This is a genomic window from Achromobacter sp. 1014246743 (assembly GCF_059760725.1).
Map to the genome: position 1 here is coordinate 39621 of NZ_JCBANA010000027.1, position 19687 is coordinate 59307.

Sequence of the window (19687 nt, forward strand, 5' to 3'; positions counted from 1 at the left end):
CCCACCTGCGCGCGGGCCTGCCCGCCGCACACTGACACACTCGCGGGCGGCCCTGGGCCGCCCTCCGGCATTTTCAAAGAACCCGTTCCGAGCCTTTCCCATGAAGAAGATTCCGCACTACATCAACGGCCAGCACTACGACGGCCGCAGCAACCGCTACGCCGACGGCTTCAACCCGGCCACCGGCGAAGTGACCACGTCCGTGCCGCTGGCGTCCACCGATGAAGTGGCGCTGGCCGTGGCCTCGGCCAAGGCCGCCTTTCCCGCCTGGTCCGAAACGCCCGCACTCAAGCGTTCGCGCGTGCTGTTCAACTTCAAGGCGCTGCTGGACAAGCATCAGGACGAGCTGGCCGAACTGATCACCCGCGAGCACGGCAAGGTGTTCTCGGATGCCAAGGGCGAAGTCATGCGCGGCATCGAGATCGTGGAATTCGCCTGCGGCATTCCGCAACTGCTCAAAGGCCAGTATTCGGACCAGATCGGCGGCGGCATCGACAACTGGAGCATGCGCCAGGCGCTGGGCGTGGTGGCCGGCATCACGCCGTTCAACTTTCCCATGATGGTGCCGTGCTGGATGTTCCCCGTGGCCATCGCCTGCGGCAACACCTTCGTGCTCAAGCCGTCCGAACGCGACCCGTCGGCGTCCCTGCGCCTGGCCGAACTGCTGACCGAAGCCGGCCTGCCCCCCGGCGTCTTCAACGTGGTGCATGGCGACAAGCAGGCCGTGGACGCGCTGATTGCACATCCTGACGTCGAGGCCCTGTCCTTCGTCGGCTCGACCCCCATCGCCGAATACATCTACGCCGAAGGCACCCGCCGCGGCAAGCGCGTGCAGGCGCTGGGCGGCGCCAAGAACCACCTGGTGGTGATGCCCGACGCCGACCTGGACCAGGTCACCGACGCCCTGATGGGTGCGGCCTATGGCTCGGCCGGCGAACGCTGCATGGCCATCTCGGTGGCCGTGGCGGTGGGCGACGTGGCCGACAAGGTGGTCGAGCGCCTGATCCCGCGCGTCAAGGCGCTGGTGGTCAAGGACGGCATGAACGGCGACGCCGAAATGGGCCCGCTGGTCACCGCGCAGCACCGCAACAAGGTGATCGGCTACATCGAAGACGGTATCGCCGCCGGCGCCGACATGCTGGTCGACGGCCGCGACCTGAAGGTGCCGGGCAACGAAAAGGGCTTCTTCCTGGGCGGCACGCTGTTCGACAACGTCAAGCCAGCCATGAACATCTACCGCGAAGAAATCTTCGGACCGGTGCTGTGCATCGTGCGCGTGCCCGATTTCGCCTCGGCGGTCGAACTGATCAACGCCCATGAATTCGGCAACGGCGTGGCCTGCTTCACGTCCGACGGCGGCGTGGCGCGCGCTTTCGCCCGCCAGATCAAGGTCGGCATGGTCGGCATCAACGTGCCGATCCCGGTGCCCATGGCCTGGCATTCGTTCGGCGGCTGGAAGCGGTCGCTGTTCGGCGACCACCACGCCTACGGCGAAGAAGGCATCCGCTTCTACTCGCGCTACAAGAGCGTGATGCAGCGTTGGCCGGACAGCATCGCCAAGGGCGCGGAATTCACCATGCCCGTGGCCAAGTAGTCGCGCCACACGCGTCCACACCGCCCCGGCCGCGGCGGCCGGGGCTTTGCCGAAAGACACAACAAGGGGAATCCTGATGCGTATCGGGATAGGCGGCTTTCAGCATGAAACCAATACGTTCGCGCCCTCGCGCGCGACGTGGGAAGACTTCGCCGAAAAGGGCGGCGGCTGGCCCAGGCTGGTCAGCGGCCCGGCCATGTTCCAGGCCGTGGCCGGCGCCAACATTCCGGTGGCCGGCTTCATCGAGGCCATGGGCAGCCATACGCTGCTGCCCGCCACCTGGGCTGCGGCCAGCCCTTCCGGACTGGTCACCGAAGATGCGTTCGAATGCATCAGCGCGCTGATCCTGCAGGGGCTGTCGCAGGCCATGCCGCTGGACGGCGTCTACCTGGACCTGCACGGCGCGATGGTCACCGAGCACCTGGACGACGGCGAGGGCGAACTGCTCAAGCGCGTGCGCGCGCTGGTGGGCCCCGACGTGCCGGTCGTTGCCAGCCTGGACCTGCATGCCAACGTCACGCGGGCCATGGTGCAGCATGCGGACGCGCTGGTCTGCTATCGCACCTATCCGCACATCGACATGGCCGAGACGGGCCAGCGCGCCGCCGCCCTGCTCGCGCAGCGCCTGGCGGGCACGCCGCGCAGCCACGTCGCGCTGCGCCAGTTGCCCTATCTGATTCCACTGTGCTGGCAGTCCACCGACATCGAGCCGTCGCGCAGCCTGTACCAGCGGCTGGGCGACATCGAAGCCCGCGGCGCCCGGAGCCTGTCGTTCGCCACCGGTTTTCCGGCCGCGGATTTTCCGGATTGCCTGCCCGCGGTCTGGGCCTACGGAGCCACGCAGGCCGAGGCCGACGCGGCCGCCGACGAAATGGCGCGCGCCGTGCTCAACGCCGAACGCGACTTCGGCGGCACGCTCTACACCCCTGACGACGCGGTGACCACGGCCCTGCGGCTGGCACGCGACGCCCACGCGCCCATCGTCATCGCCGACGCGCAGGACAACCCCGGCGCCGGCGGCAGTTCCGACACCACGGGGCTGTTGCGCGCCCTGATCCGCCACGACGTTCGCGATGCCGCCATCGGCCTGATCGTCGACCCCGAGGCCGCCTTGGCCGCACACCGCGCAGGCGTCGGTAAGACAGTCCGAATTTCATTGGGTGGACATTCGGGTATTCCTGATGACGAACCCCTGGACGCCGAGTTCATCGTAGAGAAAACTTCCGATGGGCGCTTCGATACGCACGGCGCGTTCTACCGCGGCTTCCACATGGATCTCGGCCCCAGCGCCTGCCTGCGGATCGGCGGCGTGCGCATCGTGGTGGCGTCCAGCAAGGTGCAGATGGCCGACCAGGAAATGTTCCGCTTCGCCGGGGTGGACCCGCGCCGCGCGGCGATCCTGGCGGTGAAAAGTTCGGCGCATTTCCGGGCTGATTTCACGCCCATCGCGCACACGATCCTGGTGTGCGCCGCACCGGGCTCGATGCTGATGGATGCGGCTAAACAACCATGGACACGGTTGCGTCCGGGCATCAGAATGGCGCCTTGCGGCCCGGTCTTCGCCGGACCCGCTACAGCCTGACCCTCGCACGCCGCGCCCCTGGCGCGGCGCGTTAACGACGTAGCGGCTCAACATGCCGCTCACTACGCATCAAGGGGATTTTCATGCTCAAGTTTGTCCGCGCGGCCGCTTTGGCCAGCGCCACCCTGCTGATGGCCCACGGCGCCTACGCCGAGACCGTCATCAAATCGGTGATGCACTCGCCTTTGCGGCTGACCGACCCGCACGCCACCACCGCGTACATCACGACGTGGCACGGCTACATGATCTACGACACGTTGCTGGCCACCGATGCCAACAACAAGATCCAGCCGCAGATGCTGGAAAAATGGGACGTCTCGGCCGACGGCAAGACCTACACCATGACGCTGCGCCCGGGCCAGAAATGGCATGACGGCAAGCCCGTCACGGCCGAAGACTGCGTGGCGTCCATCAAGCGCTGGGCCGCGGGCGACGGCATGGGCCGCACCCTGCTCAAGTTCACGGACAAGATCGAAGTCATCGACGACAACAGCTTCCGCATCGTCATGAAAGAACCGACGGACCTGGCGCTGCGCGCCCTGTCCAAGCCCACCGGCACGGCGCCCTTCATGATGCCCAAGCGCATCGCCGACCTCGCCATCGGCCAGCCCATCACCGACATGACCGGTTCGGGCCCCTTCAAGATCGTCGAATTCAAGCCGGGCGTGAAGACCGTCTACGCCAAGTACACCGACTACGTGCCGCGCAAGGAACCCGCCAGCGGGTTGGCCGGCGGCAAGGTCGTGAACGTGGACAAGGTCGAATGGGACGTCATGCCCGACGCCCTGACCACCGCCAATGCGCTGTTGGGCGGCGAGATCGACTTCGTCGAGCAATTCCCCTATGACCTGTTGCCGATGATCGAAGGCAACAAGGACCTGAAGGAAGAATCGCTCAGCCCGGTCGGCTACTTCACGATGTACCGCTTCAACTTCAAGTACCCGCCCTTCAACAACAAGAAGATCCGCCAGGCCGCCATGTACGCCATCGGCCAGGAAGACGTGATGAAGGCGCTGGTGGGCAATCCCAAGTACTGGCGAACCTGCGCATCGCTGTGGGGCTGCGGCACGCCGCTGGAAACCGACATCGGCAAGGACGTCGTGGTGCCCTCGAACATCGAGAAGGCCAAGGCCCTGCTGAAGGAAGCCGGCTACGACAACACCCCCATCCTGGTGATGCACGCCACCGACGTGGGCACGCTGTCGGCCCAGCCGGTGGTCATGGCCCAGGCCCTGCGCAAGGCCGGCTTCAACGTCAACCTGGCGGCGATGGACTGGCAGAGCGTGGCGACCCGCCGCGCCTCGAAGGCAGCGCCGGCCGAAGGCGGCTGGAACATCCACAACACCAACTGGTATGCCACCGACGTCATGGACCCGGTGCGCTCGGCCCCGGCCGCGGCCAATGGCGACAACGCCTGGTTCGGCTGGCCTGACTTCCCCCAGGTCGAGGAACTGCGTACCAAGTTCGCGCTGACCTCCGACCCGGCCGAACAGAAGAAGATCGCCGACGAGCTGCAGCGCATCGGCATCGACGAGGGCCTGTACGTGCCGCTGGGCCAGATGTCCGTGCCCACCGTGTACTCGGCCAAGTTGTCCGGCCTGGTGCATGCACCGGTGTTCGCGTTCTGGAATGTGAAAAAAGCCCCTTGAAGGGCAGCAGCCAGGGCCTGCCCTCAGGCAGGCCCTGATTTTGGGGGAATTACATGCTGGCATTCGTTTCACGCCGGCTCCTCGCGACCATCCCCGTACTGGTGATGGTCGCGGTGGTGGTCTTTGCGATATTGCGTGCGGGCTCGGGCGATCCGGCCATCATCATGGCCGGCGACGGCGCCACGCCTGAACGTGTCGAGCAGATACGCCAGACGATGGGCCTGGACAAGCCGGTGGTCCAACAATTCTTCATCTGGGGCGGCCGGCTGTTGCAGGGCGACCTGGGTACCTCGCTGATGTCCGGCGTGCCGGTCACCAAGCTCATCAGCCAACGGCTCGAGCCGTCGCTCAGCCTGGCGGTGCTGACCCTGATCTTCACCCTGATCGTGGCGATTCCGCTGGGCGTGCTGGCGGCCTGGCGCCAGGGCCGGCTGCTGGACCGCGCCGTGATGGGCTTTTCGGTGCTGGGCTTCTCGGTGCCGGTGTTCGTCACCGGCTACCTGCTGATCTGGACCTTCGCCATCAAGCTGGGCTGGTTCAACGTGCAGGGCTATTCGCCACTGGCCAATGGCTTCTGGCCGTTCCTGCACCGGCTGATCCTGCCGTCGCTGGCGCTGTCCACCGTGTACATCGCCCTGATCGCGCGCATCACGCGCACCAGCGTCATCGAGGTCATGGGTGAAGACTTCATTCGCACGGCGCGCTCCAAGGGCCTGACCGAAACCGGCGTGCTGCTGGGGCATGCGCTGCGCAACGCGGCCGTGCCCATCGCCACGGTGGTGGGCCTGGGCATCGCGCTGTTGATCAGCGGCGTGGTCGTGACCGAATCGGTCTTCAACATTCCCGGCCTGGGCCGGTTGGTGGTCGAGGCCGTGCTGGCGCGCGACTACCCCGTGATCCAGGGGCTGACGCTGTTCTTCGCGTTCGTCTACGTGTTCATCAATCTGGTTGTCGATTGCGCCTACACGGTGTTCGACCCCCGTATCCGATACTGAGGCCACGCCATGCACACGCCAACCGACGCCGCCGTAGAGGCGGCCGCCGACCTCCCCGGAGGCGGCAATCCCCACGTCACCGCCTGGCGCCAGATCCGCCAGGGGCTGCGCAGCTGGCCAGTCATGCTGGCCCTGGTGGTGCTGGCCGTCATCGTGGCCATCGCCGTGTTCGCGCCGCTGCTGGGCACCGTGGACCCCACCCAGATCAACCCCGGCGCGCGCTTGAAGCAGCCCTTTGCCGACTATCTATTCGGCACGGATGCCTTCGGCCGCGACGTCTGGTCGCGGGTGGCCTACGGTGCGCGCATCTCGCTCATCGCAGGCCTGGGCGCCGCCGTCGTCAGCGTGGCCATCGGCCTGGTCATCGGCGTGATAGCGGGCTGGTTCCGGTCGCTGGACGGCTTCATCATGCGCACCATGGACGCCATCATGGCGATTCCCGGCATCTTGCTGGCGATCGCCCTGGTGTCGGCCACCGGCGCCAGCCTGATGACCGTGCTGATCGCCATCACCATCCCGGAAATTCCGCGGGTGGTGAGGCTGGTGCGGGGCCAGATCCTGACCGTGCGCGGCGAGCCCTATGTCGAGGCCGCGCTGGCGCTGGGCACGCCGCTGCCGCTGCTGCTGTGGCGCCACATGGTGCCCAGCACCGTGGCGCCCCTGACCGTGCAGGGCACCTACGTGTTCGCCTCGGCCATGCTGACCGAAGCCATCCTGAGCTTCCTGGGCGCGGGCATCCCGCCTGAAATCGCCTCCTGGGGCAACATCATGTCCGAAGGCCGCATGTACTTCCGCATGCTGCCGGGGCTGATCCTGTTCCCGGGCCTGTTCCTGTCGCTGACCGTGCTCAGCGTGAACATCCTGGGCGACGCGCTGCGCGACGCGCTGGACCCGAAAATGGTGCGCAGGATCTGATGCCGATGACCTACTCTCCCACTCCGCCCGCGGGCGATACCTCGTCCGCCGTCCTGGCCATCCGCAACCTGTCGGTGGAAGTCGCCGGCGCAGGCAACCGCGTCGTGCGCAACCTGAGCCTGGACGTGCATGCCGGCGAAACCGTCTGCGTGGTCGGCGAATCCGGCTCGGGCAAATCCGTCACCTCGCTGGCCGTCATGGGCCTGTTGCCGCCGGGCGTGCTGCGCATCAACGCGGGCTCGATCCGCGTCGAAGGCGAAGACGTCGCCAGCGCCACGCCGCGCCGGTTGCGCGAACTGCGCGCCACGCGCATGGCCATGGTGTTCCAGGAACCCATGACCGCCCTGAACCCCGTGCACACGGTCGGCAAGCAGGTCGACGAAGTGCTGCGCCTGCATCGCCGCATGTCGGCCGCCGAGCGCCGCGCCAAGGTGCTGGAGATGTTCCGCTCGGTGCACCTGCCCGACGTCGAACGCATTTTCGACGCCTACCCGCACCAGCTGTCGGGCGGCCAGCGCCAGCGCATCGTGATCGCCATGGCGCTGATCCTCGAACCCAAGCTGCTGATCGCCGACGAACCCACCACGGCGCTGGACGTCACCACGCAGAAGCAGATCCTGCTGCTCATCAAGGAACTGCAGGTCAAGCACAAGACCGCCGTGCTGTTCATCACGCACGACTTCGGCGTGGTGGCCGAGATTGCCGACCGCATCGTGGTGATGAACCGCGGTGACCTGATCGAAAGCGGCACGCGCCACGAGATCCTGGCCGAGCCCAAGCAGTCGTACACGCGGCGCCTGGTGTCGTCCGTGCCCAGCCTGGTGCCGTCGCGGCGCGACGCGCCCGCCGGCCAGCCGGTGCTGCACGTCAAGGGTCTGGGCCGCACCTACGGCGGCAAGCGCGCGCTGCTGTCGCGCCGCGCGCCGCAGAACGTCATCGCCGCCACGGACGTGAACCTGACGCTGCGCAAGGGCGAGATCCTGGGCATCGTGGGCGAGTCCGGCTCGGGCAAGTCCACCGTGGCGCGTTGCATCGTGCGCCTGATCGAGCCCACCGCCGGCCACATGATGATGGGCGGCGAAGACCTCAGCACCCTGTCCGGCGCCGCGCTGCGCCCGGTGCGCCGCCGCATCCAGATCGTGTTCCAGGACCCCTACCGGTCGCTGAACCCGCGCCGCACGGTGGGCGAATCCATCATCGAAGGCCTGCTCAATTTCGGCATGCCGCGCGAAGAGGCCCTCAAGCGTGCCGGCGAAACCCTGACCGTGGTCGGGCTGAGCCCCGACGCGATGCGGCGCTACCCGCACCAGTTCTCGGGCGGCCAGCGCCAGCGCATCTGCATCGCGCGCGCGCTGGTGATGGACCCGGAAATCCTGGTGGCCGACGAGGCCGTGTCCGCGCTGGACGTGTCCGTGCAGGCGCAGGTGCTGGAACTGCTTGAACAGGTGCGCCAGCGCACCGGCGTGGGCGTGCTGTTCATCACCCATGACCTGCGCGTGGCCGCGCAGATCTGCGACACCATCATGGTCATGCAGCGCGGCAAGGTCGTCGAGACCGGCAGCGCCGAAACCGTGCTGACCGAACCCCGCCATGAATACACCCGCGCCCTGATCGACGCGGCGCCCGGGCGCGACTGGGACTTCCGCAATTTCCGGCCCGTCGCGGCCGGCCAGACGCCTGCCGCCACCGCCTGACGCGCCCTCATCCACTGGAACCCGCCATGCCGCAACCGCACGAACTCTCGGCCCAGGAACTGCTCTCGGCCTATCGCAACAAGACCTTGTCGCCCGTCGAGGCCACGCGTTCGGTGCTCGATCATATCGAGCGCTGGGAACCGCACATCCACGCCACTTACGCACTGGACCCGGAGCAGGCCCTGACCCAGGCCCGCGCCTCGGAAGCGCGCTGGATGAAGGGCGAACCCCAGGTCTGCGGCGGCTACACGCTGGACGGGGTGCCCGCCACCATCAAGGAAAACATTGCCACCCGCGGCGTGCCGGTGCCGCTGGGCACCGCTGCCACGGAGCTGACACCCGCGACGGCGGACGCCCCGCCCGCGGCCCGCATGCGCGAGGCTGGCGCCGTCGTGCTGGGCAAGACCACCATGCCCGACTACGGCATGCTGTCCTCGGGCCTGTCGAGCTTTCACGAGCTGACGCGCAACCCCTGGGACGTCACCAAGAACCCCGGCGGCTCCAGCGCTGGCGCAGGCGCGGCCGCCGCCGCCGGCTACTGCCCGTTGCATATCGGCACCGACATCGGCGGCTCGGTGCGCCTGCCGGCCGCCTGGTGCGGCATCGCCACGCTCAAGCCCAGCCTGGGCCGCATCCCCATCGACCCGCCGTTCATGGGCCGCTGCGCCGGCCCCATGACCCGCACCATCACCGATGCCGCGCTGATGATGGGCGTGCTGTCGCAGCCCGACGTGCGCGACCACATGAGCCTGCCCTTCCAGGATTTCGACTGGCTCAACCTGACCCAGGACGTGCGCGGCCTGCGCATCGGCCTGTTGCTGGACGCCGGCTGCGGCCTGCCGCTGGACCCGGAGATCCGCCAGGCCGTCGAGGCGGCAGCCCGCCTGTTCGAGGCCGCCGGCGCCATCGTCACGCCCATGAATCCCTGGATGACGCCCGATATGCTGGACGGCGTCGACCGCTTCTGGCGCACGCGCTCGGCCATCGACCTGGGTGCGCTGCCTGAGACGCGTCGCGCCAAGATCCTGCCGTTCATCCGTACCTGGGCCGAAAGCGGCGGCGGCCAGGCCGGCGAGGCCGTGTTCCGCAGCTACTACGAAACCCTGAACGTACGCGCCAGGACTGTGGCCGCCTGCGCCCCATACGACTACGTGCTGTCGCCGGTGGCGCCCGTGGTGGCCTACAACGCCGAGTGGGCTGCGCCCACCAACGACGTGGCGACCACCATGCACCACATCGGCTACACCCTGCCCTACAACATGAGCGAGCAGCCGGCCGCGTCCGTCAATTGCGGCTACACCCGCGCCGGGCTGCCCATCGGCCTGCAGATCGCGGGCGCGCGCTTTGACGATCTGGGCGTGCTGCGCGTGGCGCACGCCTGGGAGCGCATGCGCCCGGCCCAGCACCCGTGGCCCCAGCCACCCGGCGCGGCCTGATTCCTTCCGTCGGCCGGCCTTCCCGCCGGCCCTTTTGCTTTCCGGTCTTTCCCCTTTGGCAACCCACAGGACACCCCATGCGTTGGCTTCTGGCAATGATCAAGCACGAGACGAACACCTTTTCGCCCGTGCCGACCCCGCTGTCGCGGTTCTTCCGCGGCGCCCCTGACATCCTGGAAGGCGAGCGCGCCATCCGGGCCTACGAAAACACCGATAGCGGCCTGGGCGGTTACATCGAGGTGGCGCGGCGCGTCGGCGCCGAGATCGTGGTGCCGGTGGCGGCCGAATCCTGGCCCAGCGGGCCGGCCAGCAGCGACACCCACGAAGCGCTGTGCAAGCGGGTGCTGGACCAGGTCCGGCGCGGCGGCTTCGACGCCATCCTGCTGGACTTGCACGGCGCCATGGTGGCCGAAGGCGTGGAAGACGCCGAAGGCGACCTGCTGCGCCGCTTGCGCGAAATAGACCCCAAGACGCCCGTGGCCGTGACGCTGGACATGCACGCCAACATCTATGCCGACATCGTCGACAACGCCACCGTCATCAGCGGCTTTCATACCTATCCGCACGTCGATATCCGCGAGGCGGGCGTGCGCGCCGCCAACGTCATCGTGCGCACCCTCAAGGGTGAAATCAAACCGGTCATGACCTGGGCCAGCAAGCCCATGCTGCCGCACGTGATGTGCCAGGGCACGCACGCCGAACCCAACAAATCGCTGCAGGAACGCTGCAAGCAGCTCGAAGCCGGCGGCGTGCTGGCCGCCTCGGTATTCGTGGGCTTCCCGCACGCGGATATCCGCGAAGCCGGGCTGAGCGCCGTGGTCTGTACGGACGGCAACCTGGCCCAGGCCGAGCAATACCGCGACGAGCTGCTGGACCGCGCCTGGAACGACCGCGCCAAATGGGTCTTTCATCCTGAGCCGCTGGTGCCCACCATCACCCGCGCCAAGGCCATCGAACACGGGCCGGTGGTGCTGCTGGACCACTTCGACAACACCGGTTCGGGCGGCACCATGGACACCACTGCCGTGCTGGCCGAAGTGCTGCGCCAGGAACTGGACAACGTCGTGTTCTACGCGATCTGCGACCCGCAGGCCGCGCGCGAGGCGGCCGCGGCCGGCGTGGGCAACCCGATCACCCTGGCGCTGGGCGGCAAGGTGGCCATGCCCGCCATCAAGCAACCGAGCGAACCGCTGACGGTCACGGGACGGGTCAAGCTGGTGTTTGACGGGGTCTACCTGAATCGCGGCCCGATGTATCGCGGCGTGCGCAACGATACCGGGCTGACGGTGGTGATCGATACCGGCCAGGTCGAGATCGTGGTGGTCTCGCGCCACCAGGAACCCTTCGACATCAATTGCCTGCTGTCGGCCGGCATCGACCCGCTGCAAAAGCGCTACGTGGTGCTGAAAAGCCGCGTGCACTGGCGGGCGGGCTTTTCCGACATGGCGACCGACGTGATCGAGTGCACCGGCGTGGGCGTCACCACGTCCGATTATGGGCAGCTGGAATTCAAGCACGTGCGGCGCCCCATCTGCCCCCTCGACCCGCTCTGAAGCCGGTTTTGTCGACAATATGGCCGGCGCCCCACGGCGCCGGCTTTCATTTTGAAATCTTCGGTAACTGGGCGCACCCTCCACGCGCGATCTGCCTCGGTATACTCGCCCCGGTCCTTAGAGGACGATGAATCCGTCTATGCCGCTGCCCGCCTGTTTCACGGCGCTGCACCGCGGCCGGATCTGACTCGATAATCAACGACAAAGCAAAACGATGAAAAAGAGCGTAGCGATCACCTTAGCCGTGGTCATAGTGGGAGCGGGAAGCTGGGTAGGTGCCACGTGGTACACCGGCAAGCGCATTGAAGAAAGCGCCCAGCGCCACCTGGCCGAAACCAACGAAAAGCTGGCCAAGATCACGCCTTTGTTCGGTCTGCGCATCGACCAGATCAAGTATGAGCGCGGCCTGTTCTCGACCCAGGCGCGTTACGGCCTGTCGTTCGTCAAGAACGACAAGAGCCCGCAGGAAATGCCCGACGGCATGGTCGAATTCGATGCCAACATCGAGCACGGCCCGTTCCCCAAGAGCGCCCTGGCGCGCGGCGCCATCGCCCCCAAGCTGGCGTTCTTCCATGCTGAACTGGCCAAGACGGACAACGTCAAGCCGATCTTCGAGCTGACCAAGGACGTCTCGCCCCTGATCACCGACGCCATGGTCAGCTTCGGCGGCAACACCGCCTCGACCTCGAAGATCGCGCCGGTCAAGGTCACCCACGAAGGCAACTCGGTCGACTTCAGCGGCATGACCATCACCGGCACCTTCGACCGCGGCCTGCAGAGCGTCACCGCGCACGCGCAGACCGATACGCTGGCCGTGGACGGCACCAAGGGCAACGACCCGATCAAGATGCTGCTGTCGGGCCTGTCGATCGACGTCGACAGCCGCATGGGCAAGTTCGGCCTGTCGATCGGCGATTCGGGCTTCAAGATCAAGCGCACCGAGGTCTTCAAGCCTGACGCCGATGTCAAGGTTACGCTCGACAACTTCGGCTACACCGTCAAGGTCGCCGAAGATGACAAGACCATCAATGTGCAAGCCGCCTACCAAAGCGGCGACATCAACGTGAACGACGTGGCGCTGGGCAATGCCCAGGCCGTGATCAAGCTGGCCAAGCTGGACGGCGCCGCGGTCAAGCAACTGTCGGACACCTACAACCAGCTGCTCCGCCAGTACATGGCCGATACGCGCGACGAAGGCCTGAACGACGAACAGTTCCAGGTGCTGCTGGACAACGCCGGCAAGCTGCTGGCGGGCAACCCGTCGTTCAGCATCGACCCGATCAGCTGGAAGACCGCCAAGGGCGAAAGCAAGCTGACGTTCTCGCTGGACCTGGCCAACCCGCCCAACGTCAAGGACCTGACGCCGCAGGAAATCATCGTCAAGGCCATCAAGCAGATCGATGCCACGCTGGTGATCTCCAAGCCGATGGTGCAAGACCTGATGGTGCAGTATGGCGTCAAGAAGGGAGGCATGGCCGCCGACAAGGCCGCCGAGGAAGCCGCCGACAACGTGCGCAGCATGTCCGGCATGGCCGAGATGTTCAACGTGGGCAAGAACGAAGGCGACAACATCGTCGGCAAGTTCCACTTTGCCGATGGCATGGGCGACCTGAACGGCAAGAAGATCCCCGCCGACGAACTGTTCTCGGGCCTGCTCAGCGCGGCCAGCATCTCGCCCAGCGTGACGGACGACGATGAAGAATCCGAACCTGCCGCGGGCGCCACCTCGGGCATGGACGGCGACGTCGCCTCGGCGTCCAGCAGCGAGACGCTGCAGGACTTCAACGTCGACATGGTCGTCAGCATGCTCGACGACATGGGCTACACCACGCGCAAGACCGACGGCGACGAAGGTCCCGTGCTGATCCTGGACGCGGGCAGCACCGGCGCCACCGACCTGCGCATGGAATTCCTGTGCAATGACTTCACCGAGAAGTGCTACGACCTGGTCGTCACCGCCACGTACGCCACCAAGAAGCCCGCCTCGCTGAAAGCCATCAACGCCTGGAACCGCGAATACCGCTGGACCCGCGCCTACCTGGACGAAAAGAACCAGGCCGTGCTGCAGATGGACATGAACGCGGAAGGCGGTATCGGCAAGGACAACCTGCAGATCCTCATCAATACGTACTTCAGCATCACCGAAGACTTTGCCAAGACCTTGACGGCCGCGCCGGCGAAGTAAGCCCTCGCGCGCAGGCTGCCCCGCCCCCCGGGCGCGGCGGCGGATACGACAAGCAAGGGGCCGCACGCACAGTGCGGCCCTTTTTGCATCCGCGCGCAGCCGCCCCGGGTGCCACCAAAGAAAAAGCCCCGGCTTGAAACAAGCGGGGGCTGCGGTCTTGCCACGCGGGCCCGCCTCGCGGCAGGCCCGTCGCACGCTTACGCGTAGGCTTCGATCGGCAGGCAGGCGCACACCAGGTTGCGGTCGCCATAGGCGTTGTCCACACGGGCCACCGGCGGCCAGTACTTGGCGTCGCGCAGGGAAGCCACCGGGTAGGCAGCCTGCTGGCGCGGGTAGTCGTGCAGCCATTCTTCGGCCAGCAGCATCTGCGCCGTGTGCGGCGCGTTCTTCAGGACGTTGTCTTCGCGATCGCGTTCGCCGCGCTCGACCTGGGCGATTTCCTCGCGGATCGAGATCATGGCGTCGATGAAGCGGTCCAGTTCGGCCACGCCTTCGGATTCGGTCGGTTCCACCATCAGCGTGCCGGCCACCGGGAAGCTCATGGTGGGGGCATGGAAGCCGTAGTCCATCAGGCGCTTGGCGATGTCTTCGGCGCTGATGCCGCTGGTTTCCTTGAGCGGACGCACGTCCAGGATGCACTCGTGCGCCACGCGGCCGTTGCGGCCCGCGTACAGCACCGGGTAGTGGTCGCGCAGGCGGGTGGCGATGTAGTTGGCGTTCAGGATGGCCACTTCGGTGGCGCGGCGCAGGCCGTCGGCGCCCATGAGCGCGATGTACACGAACGGAATCGGCAGGATGCCGGCCGACCCGAACGGGGCGGCCGAGACAGGGCCGACGTGGGCCTCGCCGGGCAGCTTGCCCTGCTCGTTGACCACGCCCGGCAGGTACGGCGCCAGGTGGGCGCGCACCGCCACGGGACCCACGCCCGGGCCGCCGCCGCCGTGCGGAATGCAGAAGGTCTTGTGCAGGTTCAGGTGCGACACGTCGGAACCGAACTTGCCCGGCTGCGCCACGCCGACCATGGCGTTCATGTTGGCGCCGTCCAGGTAGACCTGGCCGCCGGCCTGGTGCACCAGGTCGCAGATCTCGGTGACGGCTTCCTCGAACACGCCGTGCGTGGACGGGTAGGTGATCATCAGCGCGGCCAGCTTGTCGCCGACCTGTTCGATCTTGGCGCGCAGGTCGGCCAGGTCGACGTTGCCGTTGGCGTCCGAGGCCACGACCACGACTTCCATGCCGGCCAGCTGGGCCGAGGCCGGGTTGGTGCCGTGGGCCGACGACGGGATCAGGCAGATGTTGCGCTGGTGCTGGCCGTTGGCCTGGTGGTAGCCACGGATGGCCAGCAGGCCGGCGTATTCGCCTTGGGCGCCCGAGTTGGGCTGCAGGCTGATGTTGTCGTAGCCGGTGATTTCGCACAGCGCGGCCGACAGGCGGGTGATCAGCTCGTCGTAGCCCTGGCTTTGCGAGGCGGGCGCGAACGGATGGATCAGCGCGAATTCGGGCCAGGTGATGGGGATCATCTCGGCGGTGGCGTTCAGCTTCATGGTGCACGAGCCCAGCGGGATCATCGTGCGGTCCAGCGCCAGGTCCTTGTCGGCCAGCTTGCGCAGGTAGCGCAGCATGTCGGTTTCGGATTGCACGCTGGAGAACACCGGGTGCTTCAGGATGGCGCTTTCGCGGGCCACGGCGGCGGGAATGCCGCTGGCGGCCGCGGCGTCCAGCGCGTCGATGTCGAGTTCGACGTCATCGCGCTCCAGGCCGGCGGCAAACACGTTGACCAGCGCTTGCAGGTCGGCGGCGGTGACGGTTTCGTCCAGCGAGACGGCCAGGCGGGCGCCGTCGACGCGGCGCAGGTTGATGTGCTCGCACTCGGCGGCCGTCAGGATGGCCGGGGTGGCGGCGCCGGTTTCCAGCAGCAGCGTGTCGAAGAAGGTGTCGTTGGCGACCTTGATGCCCAGCTTGCCGAGTTCGGCGCGCAGGATGGCGGTGTAGCGCTGCACGCGATGGGCGATGCGGCGGATGCCGGCCGGGCCGTGCCACACGGCGTACATGCCGGCCATGACGGCCAGCAGCACTTGCGCCGTGCAGATGTTGGACGTGGCCTTTTCGCGGCGGATGTGCTGTTCGCGTGTTTGCAGCGCCAGGCGCATCGCCGGGTTGCCCTGGGCGTCCTTGGACACGCCGACCAGGCGGCCGGCCATGTTGCGCTTGAAGGCATCCTTGCAGGCCATGAAACCGGCGTGCGGGCCGCCGAAACCGAACGGCACGCCAAAGCGTTGCGCCGAACCGACGGCGATGTCGGCGCCCCATTCGCCCGGGGCGGCCAACAGCGCCAGCGCCAGCAGGTCGGTGGCGACGGCCACCACGGCGCCTTGGGCGTGGGCCGCGTCAGCCAGCTTGCGGTAGTCGGACACCGAGCCGGTGCTATGCGGGTATTGCAGCAGCACGCCGAAGCATTCCGGCAGGCCCTCGGCTTCGTCGCCGATGGCGATTTCGATGTCCAGGCCTTCGGCGCGCGTGCGCACGACTTCGATAGTCTGGGGATGCACGTGGCGCGAGATGAAGAACACCGGGCTCTGCGACTTGGCGCCGCGGCGGGCCAGCGTCATGGCTTCGGCGGCGGCGGTGCTTTCGTCCAGCAGCGAGGCGTTGGAGATGTCCAGCCCGGTCAGGTCGGCGACCATGGTCTGGTAGTTCAGCAGGGCCTCGAGGCGGCCCTGCGAGATCTCGGGCTGGTAGGGCGTGTAGGCCGTGTACCAGGCGGGATTCTCGAGAATGTTGCGCAGGACCACGTTGGGGGTCTGCGTGCCGTAGTAACCCTGGCCGATGTAGTTGCGAAAGACCTTGTTGCGGCCGGCGATCTGCTTCAGTTCGGCCAGCACGTCGGCTTCGCTGCGCGAGGGCGGCAGCGCCAGCGGGGCCTGGCTGCGGATCTTGGGCGGCACGACTTCTTCGATCAGGGCGTCCAGGCTGGCGCTGCCGATCACGGCAAGCATGGCGGCCTGGTCGGCGTCGGAGGGGCCGATGTGGCGGGGAATGAAGTCGGTGTGGGTGTCTAGGGCGCGCGACATGGAGGGATCTCGGGGTAGCAGGTGTCGTCGGGGGACGAACGGTGATGCATCTTGCGGACGGGCGCGACGCCTGGCGCCGCCGCCCGCCCGGACAGGCTTAGCCGTTGGCGACGGCTTCGTAGCCGGCAGCGTCCAGCAGCTTGTCGGCATCGGCGGCGTTGACCGGCTTGATCTTGAAGATCCAGGCCGTGAAGGCCGATTCGTTGATCAGGTTGGGGTTGCTTTCGAGTTCGTCGTTGAATGCGACGATTTCGCCGGCGACCGGGGCGTAGATGTCGGAGGCGGCCTTGACCGACTCGACCACGCCGGCGGTTTCGCCTGCGTTCAGCTTGGCGCCGACCTTGACGTCGCCGACGAAGACCAGGTCGCCCAGTTGGTCCTGGGCGGTATCGGTGATGCCGACGACAAACACGTCGCCTTCGGCTTTGACCCATTCATGGGACTGGGTGTACTTGCGATCGGTGGGCAGACTCATGGGAACTCCTGAGGGATTCGGGTAGAAGAATGGTGTTGCGCGCCTCGCGCCGGCAGCCCGCCCGCCACGGGGGGCCTGCGGCGCGAAGCTTCGAGTTTACGAGTGTTCGACGGCTTTGCCGTTACGGACAAACGGCAGTTTGCAGACCAGGGCGGGCACCCATTTGCCGCGGATGTCGACCTCGACCGTATCGCCCGCGGCCACGCCTTGCGGCAGGCGGGCAAAGCCGATCGATACGCCCAGCGTGGGCGACATGGTGCCGCTGGTGAGTTCGCCGGTGCCTTGCGCGGTGCGCACGGCCATGTGGGCGCGCATGACGCCGCGTTCCTGCAGCTTCAGGCCGACGAAGGCGGCGGGCGTGGCGAATTGTTCCAGCGCGTCGCGGCCGATGAAGCGGCGCTCGGGGTTTTTCAGGGACACCGTCCAGGTCAGCGCGGCCTCGCCGGGCTGGGTCAGTTCGTCCATGTCCTGGCCGTACAGGTTCATGCCGGCTTCCAGGCGCAGCGTGTCGCGCGCGCCCAGGCCTGCCGGGCGCACGCCCTGGGCGACCAGGTCGCGCCACAGCTGCACGACGTCGGCAGCGGGCAGCACGATTTCAAAGCCGTCTTCGCCGGTGTAGCCGGTGCGGGCCACCAGGGTGTCGTCGCCGATGCGGGCGGCCACGAACGGGGTCAGCGGTTCACTGGCGGCCTGCCAGGCCGGGCGCGCGGCCCAGACCTTGGCGCGGGCGTTGGGGCCCTGCACGGCGACCATGGCCAGGTCGCGGCGCGGCGTGATGGTGACGTCGAACTTGCCGGCCTGCTTGACGCGCTGCATCCAGGCCATGTCTTTGTCGGCGGTGCCGGCGTTGACGACCACGCGCCATTGGTCGGCGGCGAAGAAATAGACGATCAGGTCGTCGATGACGCCGCCTTGCGGGTTCAGCATGCAGGTGTAGAGCGCCTTGCCCGGCACCGTCAGCTTGGCCACGTCGTTGGCCACCAGGCGCTGCAGGTAGGCAAAGGCATCCGGGCCGGTGACGTCGGCGTTGAGCATGTGCGAGACGTCGAACATGCCGGCGTCCTGGCGCACCGCGTGGTGCTCTTCGAGTTGCGAGCCGTAGGCCAGGGGCATGTCCCAGCCGCCGAAATCGACCATGCGGGCGCCGGAGGCGATGTGTTCGTCGGCCAGCGGGGTGCGTTTGAGGGTTGCGGACATGCAGGGGACTCCGGAGCGGCAGCGGTGCCAGGGTTACGGAATGCCGCTGGCAGATGGGCAATGCGCCCCCGCACAACGGCTGAATCTTCCGCCCCTCTGTCCTTTTGCCTGAGAGTTGCCCCGCGTGGCGGGTTTGCACCTTCGGCGCCTGGGCTGCGCGCTATGTCCCTGATTGGGCAGCGGCGCCAGGTCTCTCCAGAGTGCTGTTTTGCCGCGTCCGCACGGCATAAACCGGGACAGGGCAAACATGTGCGGTATGGGATACCTGAGCGATTCCGGGCGAATTGCGCCTTCGGCGGCGGCTGCGGTTAACAGCCGCTCTCTCCCGCAACATGCGTGACAGCGCCGAAAGCATACCGCGAAACGCCGGCTTCGCCCAGCGCCGCGCGGCCTGTCACCGGCGGCCCGCAACCTGTTCGCAACGCCTAGCCCAGCGCCGTGTCCAGCAGCATCATCAGCACGAAGCCCAGCATCAGCCCGCAGGTGGCATAGACCTCGTGTCCCTTGCGATGCGATTCGGGGATGATTTCGTGGCTGATCACGAACAGCATGGCGCCCGCCGCGAATCCCAGGCCCCAGGGCAGCATGGCCGCCGACCAGCCCACCACCGCCGCGCCCAGCACGGCGCCGACCGGCTCGACCAGGCCGGACAGCATGCCCAGCGCCACCGCGAACGAGCGCTTGTAGCCGGCGGCGATCAGCGCCACGGCCACCACCAACCCTTCGGGGATGTCCTGGATGGCGATGCCGGTGGCCAGCGCGGTACCGCGCACCGGATCGTTGCCCGCGTAGCCCACGCCGATGGCCAGGCCTTCGGGCAGGTTGTGCAAGGTAATGGCGAAGACGAACAGCCAGGTACGGCGCAGCCGATGCGCCTCGATGCCTTCGCGGCCCTTGATGAAGTGTTCATGCGGCAGCAGCCGGTCCATCAGCAGCAGCGCGGCCGCGCCCAGCAGGATGGCCGCACCGACGGTCAGCCCGGCTCCCCAGGGGCCGGCGCCCTGCGATTCGGCTGCCGCGATGCCCGGCGCCACCAGCGAGAACGCGCTGGCCGCCAGCATCACGCCCGCGCCGAAGCCGAACATGCTGTCCTGCATTTTCTGGGGAATGGTGCGCGCGAAAAGAATGGGCAGCGTGCCCGCCGCGGTGGCGCCGGCGGCGACCATGCCGCCCAGCAGCGCGTCCGCCACATGGGGTGCGTGCACAGCGAGATAGACCCACAGCTGATGCAGGCCCAGGCAGGCGACCAGCACCGCCAACGTCCAGACACTGACGCTGGTGGCTGCGGGCCGGATGCGATGACGGCTGAATGTGTTCATGGACCTGCCCTCGCGCAATGCC

13 protein-coding genes and 2 riboswitches are annotated in these 19687 nt (G+C 67.3%); of the genes, 9 read left to right on the top strand and 4 right to left on the bottom strand.

Annotation, left to right across the window (positions count from 1 at the left end):
- Window positions 1-100: 100 nt before the first annotated feature.
- The 9 genes from AC6LJ2_RS13430 to AC6LJ2_RS13470 all read left to right on the top strand — a co-directional run bounded on the left by AC6LJ2_RS13430 (window position 101) and on the right by AC6LJ2_RS13470 (window position 13603).
- Window positions 101-1594 carry a CoA-acylating methylmalonate-semialdehyde dehydrogenase gene (locus AC6LJ2_RS13430; RefSeq protein ID WP_263909601.1) on the top strand — a complete coding sequence of 498 codons (1494 nt, stop codon included), beginning with the start codon at window positions 101-103 and terminating at the stop codon, window positions 1592-1594.
- 76 nt (window positions 1595-1670) lie between these two features.
- The gene (locus tag AC6LJ2_RS13435; protein WP_498151552.1) at window positions 1671-3176 is read left to right on the top strand and encodes a M81 family metallopeptidase; all 1506 of its coding nucleotides are present in this window, start codon (window positions 1671-1673) and stop codon (window positions 3174-3176) included.
- Window positions 3177-3259: 83 nt separating this feature from the next.
- On the top strand, window positions 3260-4825 hold the full coding sequence (locus AC6LJ2_RS13440) for an ABC transporter substrate-binding protein (protein WP_263909597.1): 1566 nt from the start codon (window positions 3260-3262) through the stop codon (window positions 4823-4825).
- A gap of 53 nt (window positions 4826-4878) precedes the next feature.
- Window positions 4879-5820 carry an ABC transporter permease gene (locus tag AC6LJ2_RS13445; RefSeq protein WP_263909595.1) on the top strand — a complete coding sequence of 314 codons (942 nt, stop codon included), beginning with the start codon at window positions 4879-4881 and terminating at the stop codon, window positions 5818-5820.
- A gap of 9 nt (window positions 5821-5829) precedes the next feature.
- The gene (locus tag AC6LJ2_RS13450) at window positions 5830-6735 is read left to right on the top strand and encodes an ABC transporter permease (protein WP_445657536.1); all 906 of its coding nucleotides are present in this window, start codon (window positions 5830-5832) and stop codon (window positions 6733-6735) included.
- A gap of 5 nt (window positions 6736-6740) precedes the next feature.
- The gene (locus AC6LJ2_RS13455) at window positions 6741-8429 is read left to right on the top strand and encodes an ABC transporter ATP-binding protein (RefSeq protein WP_263909590.1); all 1689 of its coding nucleotides are present in this window, start codon (window positions 6741-6743) and stop codon (window positions 8427-8429) included.
- Window positions 8430-8455: 26 nt separating this feature from the next.
- Complete coding sequence (locus AC6LJ2_RS13460; RefSeq protein WP_498151553.1) at window positions 8456-9865, top strand: amidase; 1410 nt, start codon at window positions 8456-8458, stop codon at window positions 9863-9865.
- A gap of 77 nt (window positions 9866-9942) precedes the next feature.
- The gene (locus AC6LJ2_RS13465; protein WP_498151554.1) at window positions 9943-11418 is read left to right on the top strand and encodes a M81 family metallopeptidase; all 1476 of its coding nucleotides are present in this window, start codon (window positions 9943-9945) and stop codon (window positions 11416-11418) included.
- A 214-nt stretch (window positions 11419-11632) separates the two neighbouring features.
- Window positions 11633-13603, top strand: coding sequence for a DUF945 family protein (locus AC6LJ2_RS13470; protein WP_445657538.1), 1971 nt, complete (start codon window positions 11633-11635; stop codon window positions 13601-13603).
- A gap of 197 nt (window positions 13604-13800) precedes the next feature.
- Here AC6LJ2_RS13470 and gcvP read toward each other — a convergent pair whose 3' ends face one another.
- The 4 genes from gcvP to AC6LJ2_RS13490 all read right to left on the bottom strand — a co-directional run bounded on the left by gcvP (window position 13801) and on the right by AC6LJ2_RS13490 (window position 19665).
- Window positions 13801-16674 carry an aminomethyl-transferring glycine dehydrogenase gene (gene gcvP, locus AC6LJ2_RS13475; RefSeq protein ID WP_263909582.1) on the bottom strand — a complete coding sequence of 958 codons (2874 nt, stop codon included), beginning with the start codon at window positions 16672-16674 and terminating at the stop codon, window positions 13801-13803.
- A gap of 97 nt (window positions 16675-16771) precedes the next feature.
- A complete protein-coding gene (gene gcvH, locus AC6LJ2_RS13480) occupies window positions 16772-17149 on the bottom strand; it encodes a glycine cleavage system protein GcvH (RefSeq protein ID WP_025139390.1) in 378 nt (125 codons plus the stop codon).
- Between the two features lie 96 nt (window positions 17150-17245).
- Complete coding sequence (gene gcvT / locus AC6LJ2_RS13485) at window positions 17246-18346, bottom strand: glycine cleavage system aminomethyltransferase GcvT (protein WP_445657539.1); 1101 nt, start codon at window positions 18344-18346, stop codon at window positions 17246-17248.
- 86 nt (window positions 18347-18432) lie between these two features.
- Window positions 18433-18555, bottom strand: a riboswitch (glycine riboswitch).
- A 33-nt stretch (window positions 18556-18588) separates the two neighbouring features.
- Window positions 18589-18684: riboswitch (glycine riboswitch) on the bottom strand.
- An 87-nt stretch (window positions 18685-18771) separates the two neighbouring features.
- Window positions 18772-19665, bottom strand: coding sequence for a ZIP family metal transporter (locus AC6LJ2_RS13490; protein ID WP_263909577.1), 894 nt, complete (start codon window positions 19663-19665; stop codon window positions 18772-18774).
- Window positions 19666-19687: the final 22 nt, after the last annotated feature.

What these genes read in the sequence shown, in the direction of transcription:
- AC6LJ2_RS13430 (WP_263909601.1), top strand. Translation starts at nt 101, where the DNA reads ATGAAGAAGATTCCGCACTACATCAACGGCCAGCACTACGACGGCCGC.
- AC6LJ2_RS13435 (WP_498151552.1), top strand. Translation starts at nt 1,671, where the DNA reads ATGCGTATCGGGATAGGCGGCTTTCAGCATGAAACCAATACGTTCGCG.
- AC6LJ2_RS13440 (WP_263909597.1), top strand. Translation starts at nt 3,260, where the DNA reads ATGCTCAAGTTTGTCCGCGCGGCCGCTTTGGCCAGCGCCACCCTGCTG.
- AC6LJ2_RS13445 (WP_263909595.1), top strand. Translation starts at nt 4,879, where the DNA reads ATGCTGGCATTCGTTTCACGCCGGCTCCTCGCGACCATCCCCGTACTG.
- AC6LJ2_RS13450 (WP_445657536.1), top strand. Translation starts at nt 5,830, where the DNA reads ATGCACACGCCAACCGACGCCGCCGTAGAGGCGGCCGCCGACCTCCCC.
- AC6LJ2_RS13455 (WP_263909590.1), top strand. Translation starts at nt 6,741, where the DNA reads ATGACCTACTCTCCCACTCCGCCCGCGGGCGATACCTCGTCCGCCGTC.
- AC6LJ2_RS13460 (WP_498151553.1), top strand. Translation starts at nt 8,456, where the DNA reads ATGCCGCAACCGCACGAACTCTCGGCCCAGGAACTGCTCTCGGCCTAT.
- AC6LJ2_RS13465 (WP_498151554.1), top strand. Translation starts at nt 9,943, where the DNA reads ATGCGTTGGCTTCTGGCAATGATCAAGCACGAGACGAACACCTTTTCG.
- AC6LJ2_RS13470 (WP_445657538.1), top strand. Translation starts at nt 11,633, where the DNA reads ATGAAAAAGAGCGTAGCGATCACCTTAGCCGTGGTCATAGTGGGAGCG.
- gcvP (WP_263909582.1), bottom strand. Translation starts at nt 16,674, where the DNA reads ATGTCGCGCGCCCTAGACACCCACACCGACTTCATTCCCCGCCACATC.
- gcvH (WP_025139390.1), bottom strand. Translation starts at nt 17,149, where the DNA reads ATGAGTCTGCCCACCGATCGCAAGTACACCCAGTCCCATGAATGGGTC.
- gcvT (WP_445657539.1), bottom strand. Translation starts at nt 18,346, where the DNA reads ATGTCCGCAACCCTCAAACGCACCCCGCTGGCCGACGAACACATCGCC.
- AC6LJ2_RS13490 (WP_263909577.1), bottom strand. Translation starts at nt 19,665, where the DNA reads ATGAACACATTCAGCCGTCATCGCATCCGGCCCGCAGCCACCAGCGTC.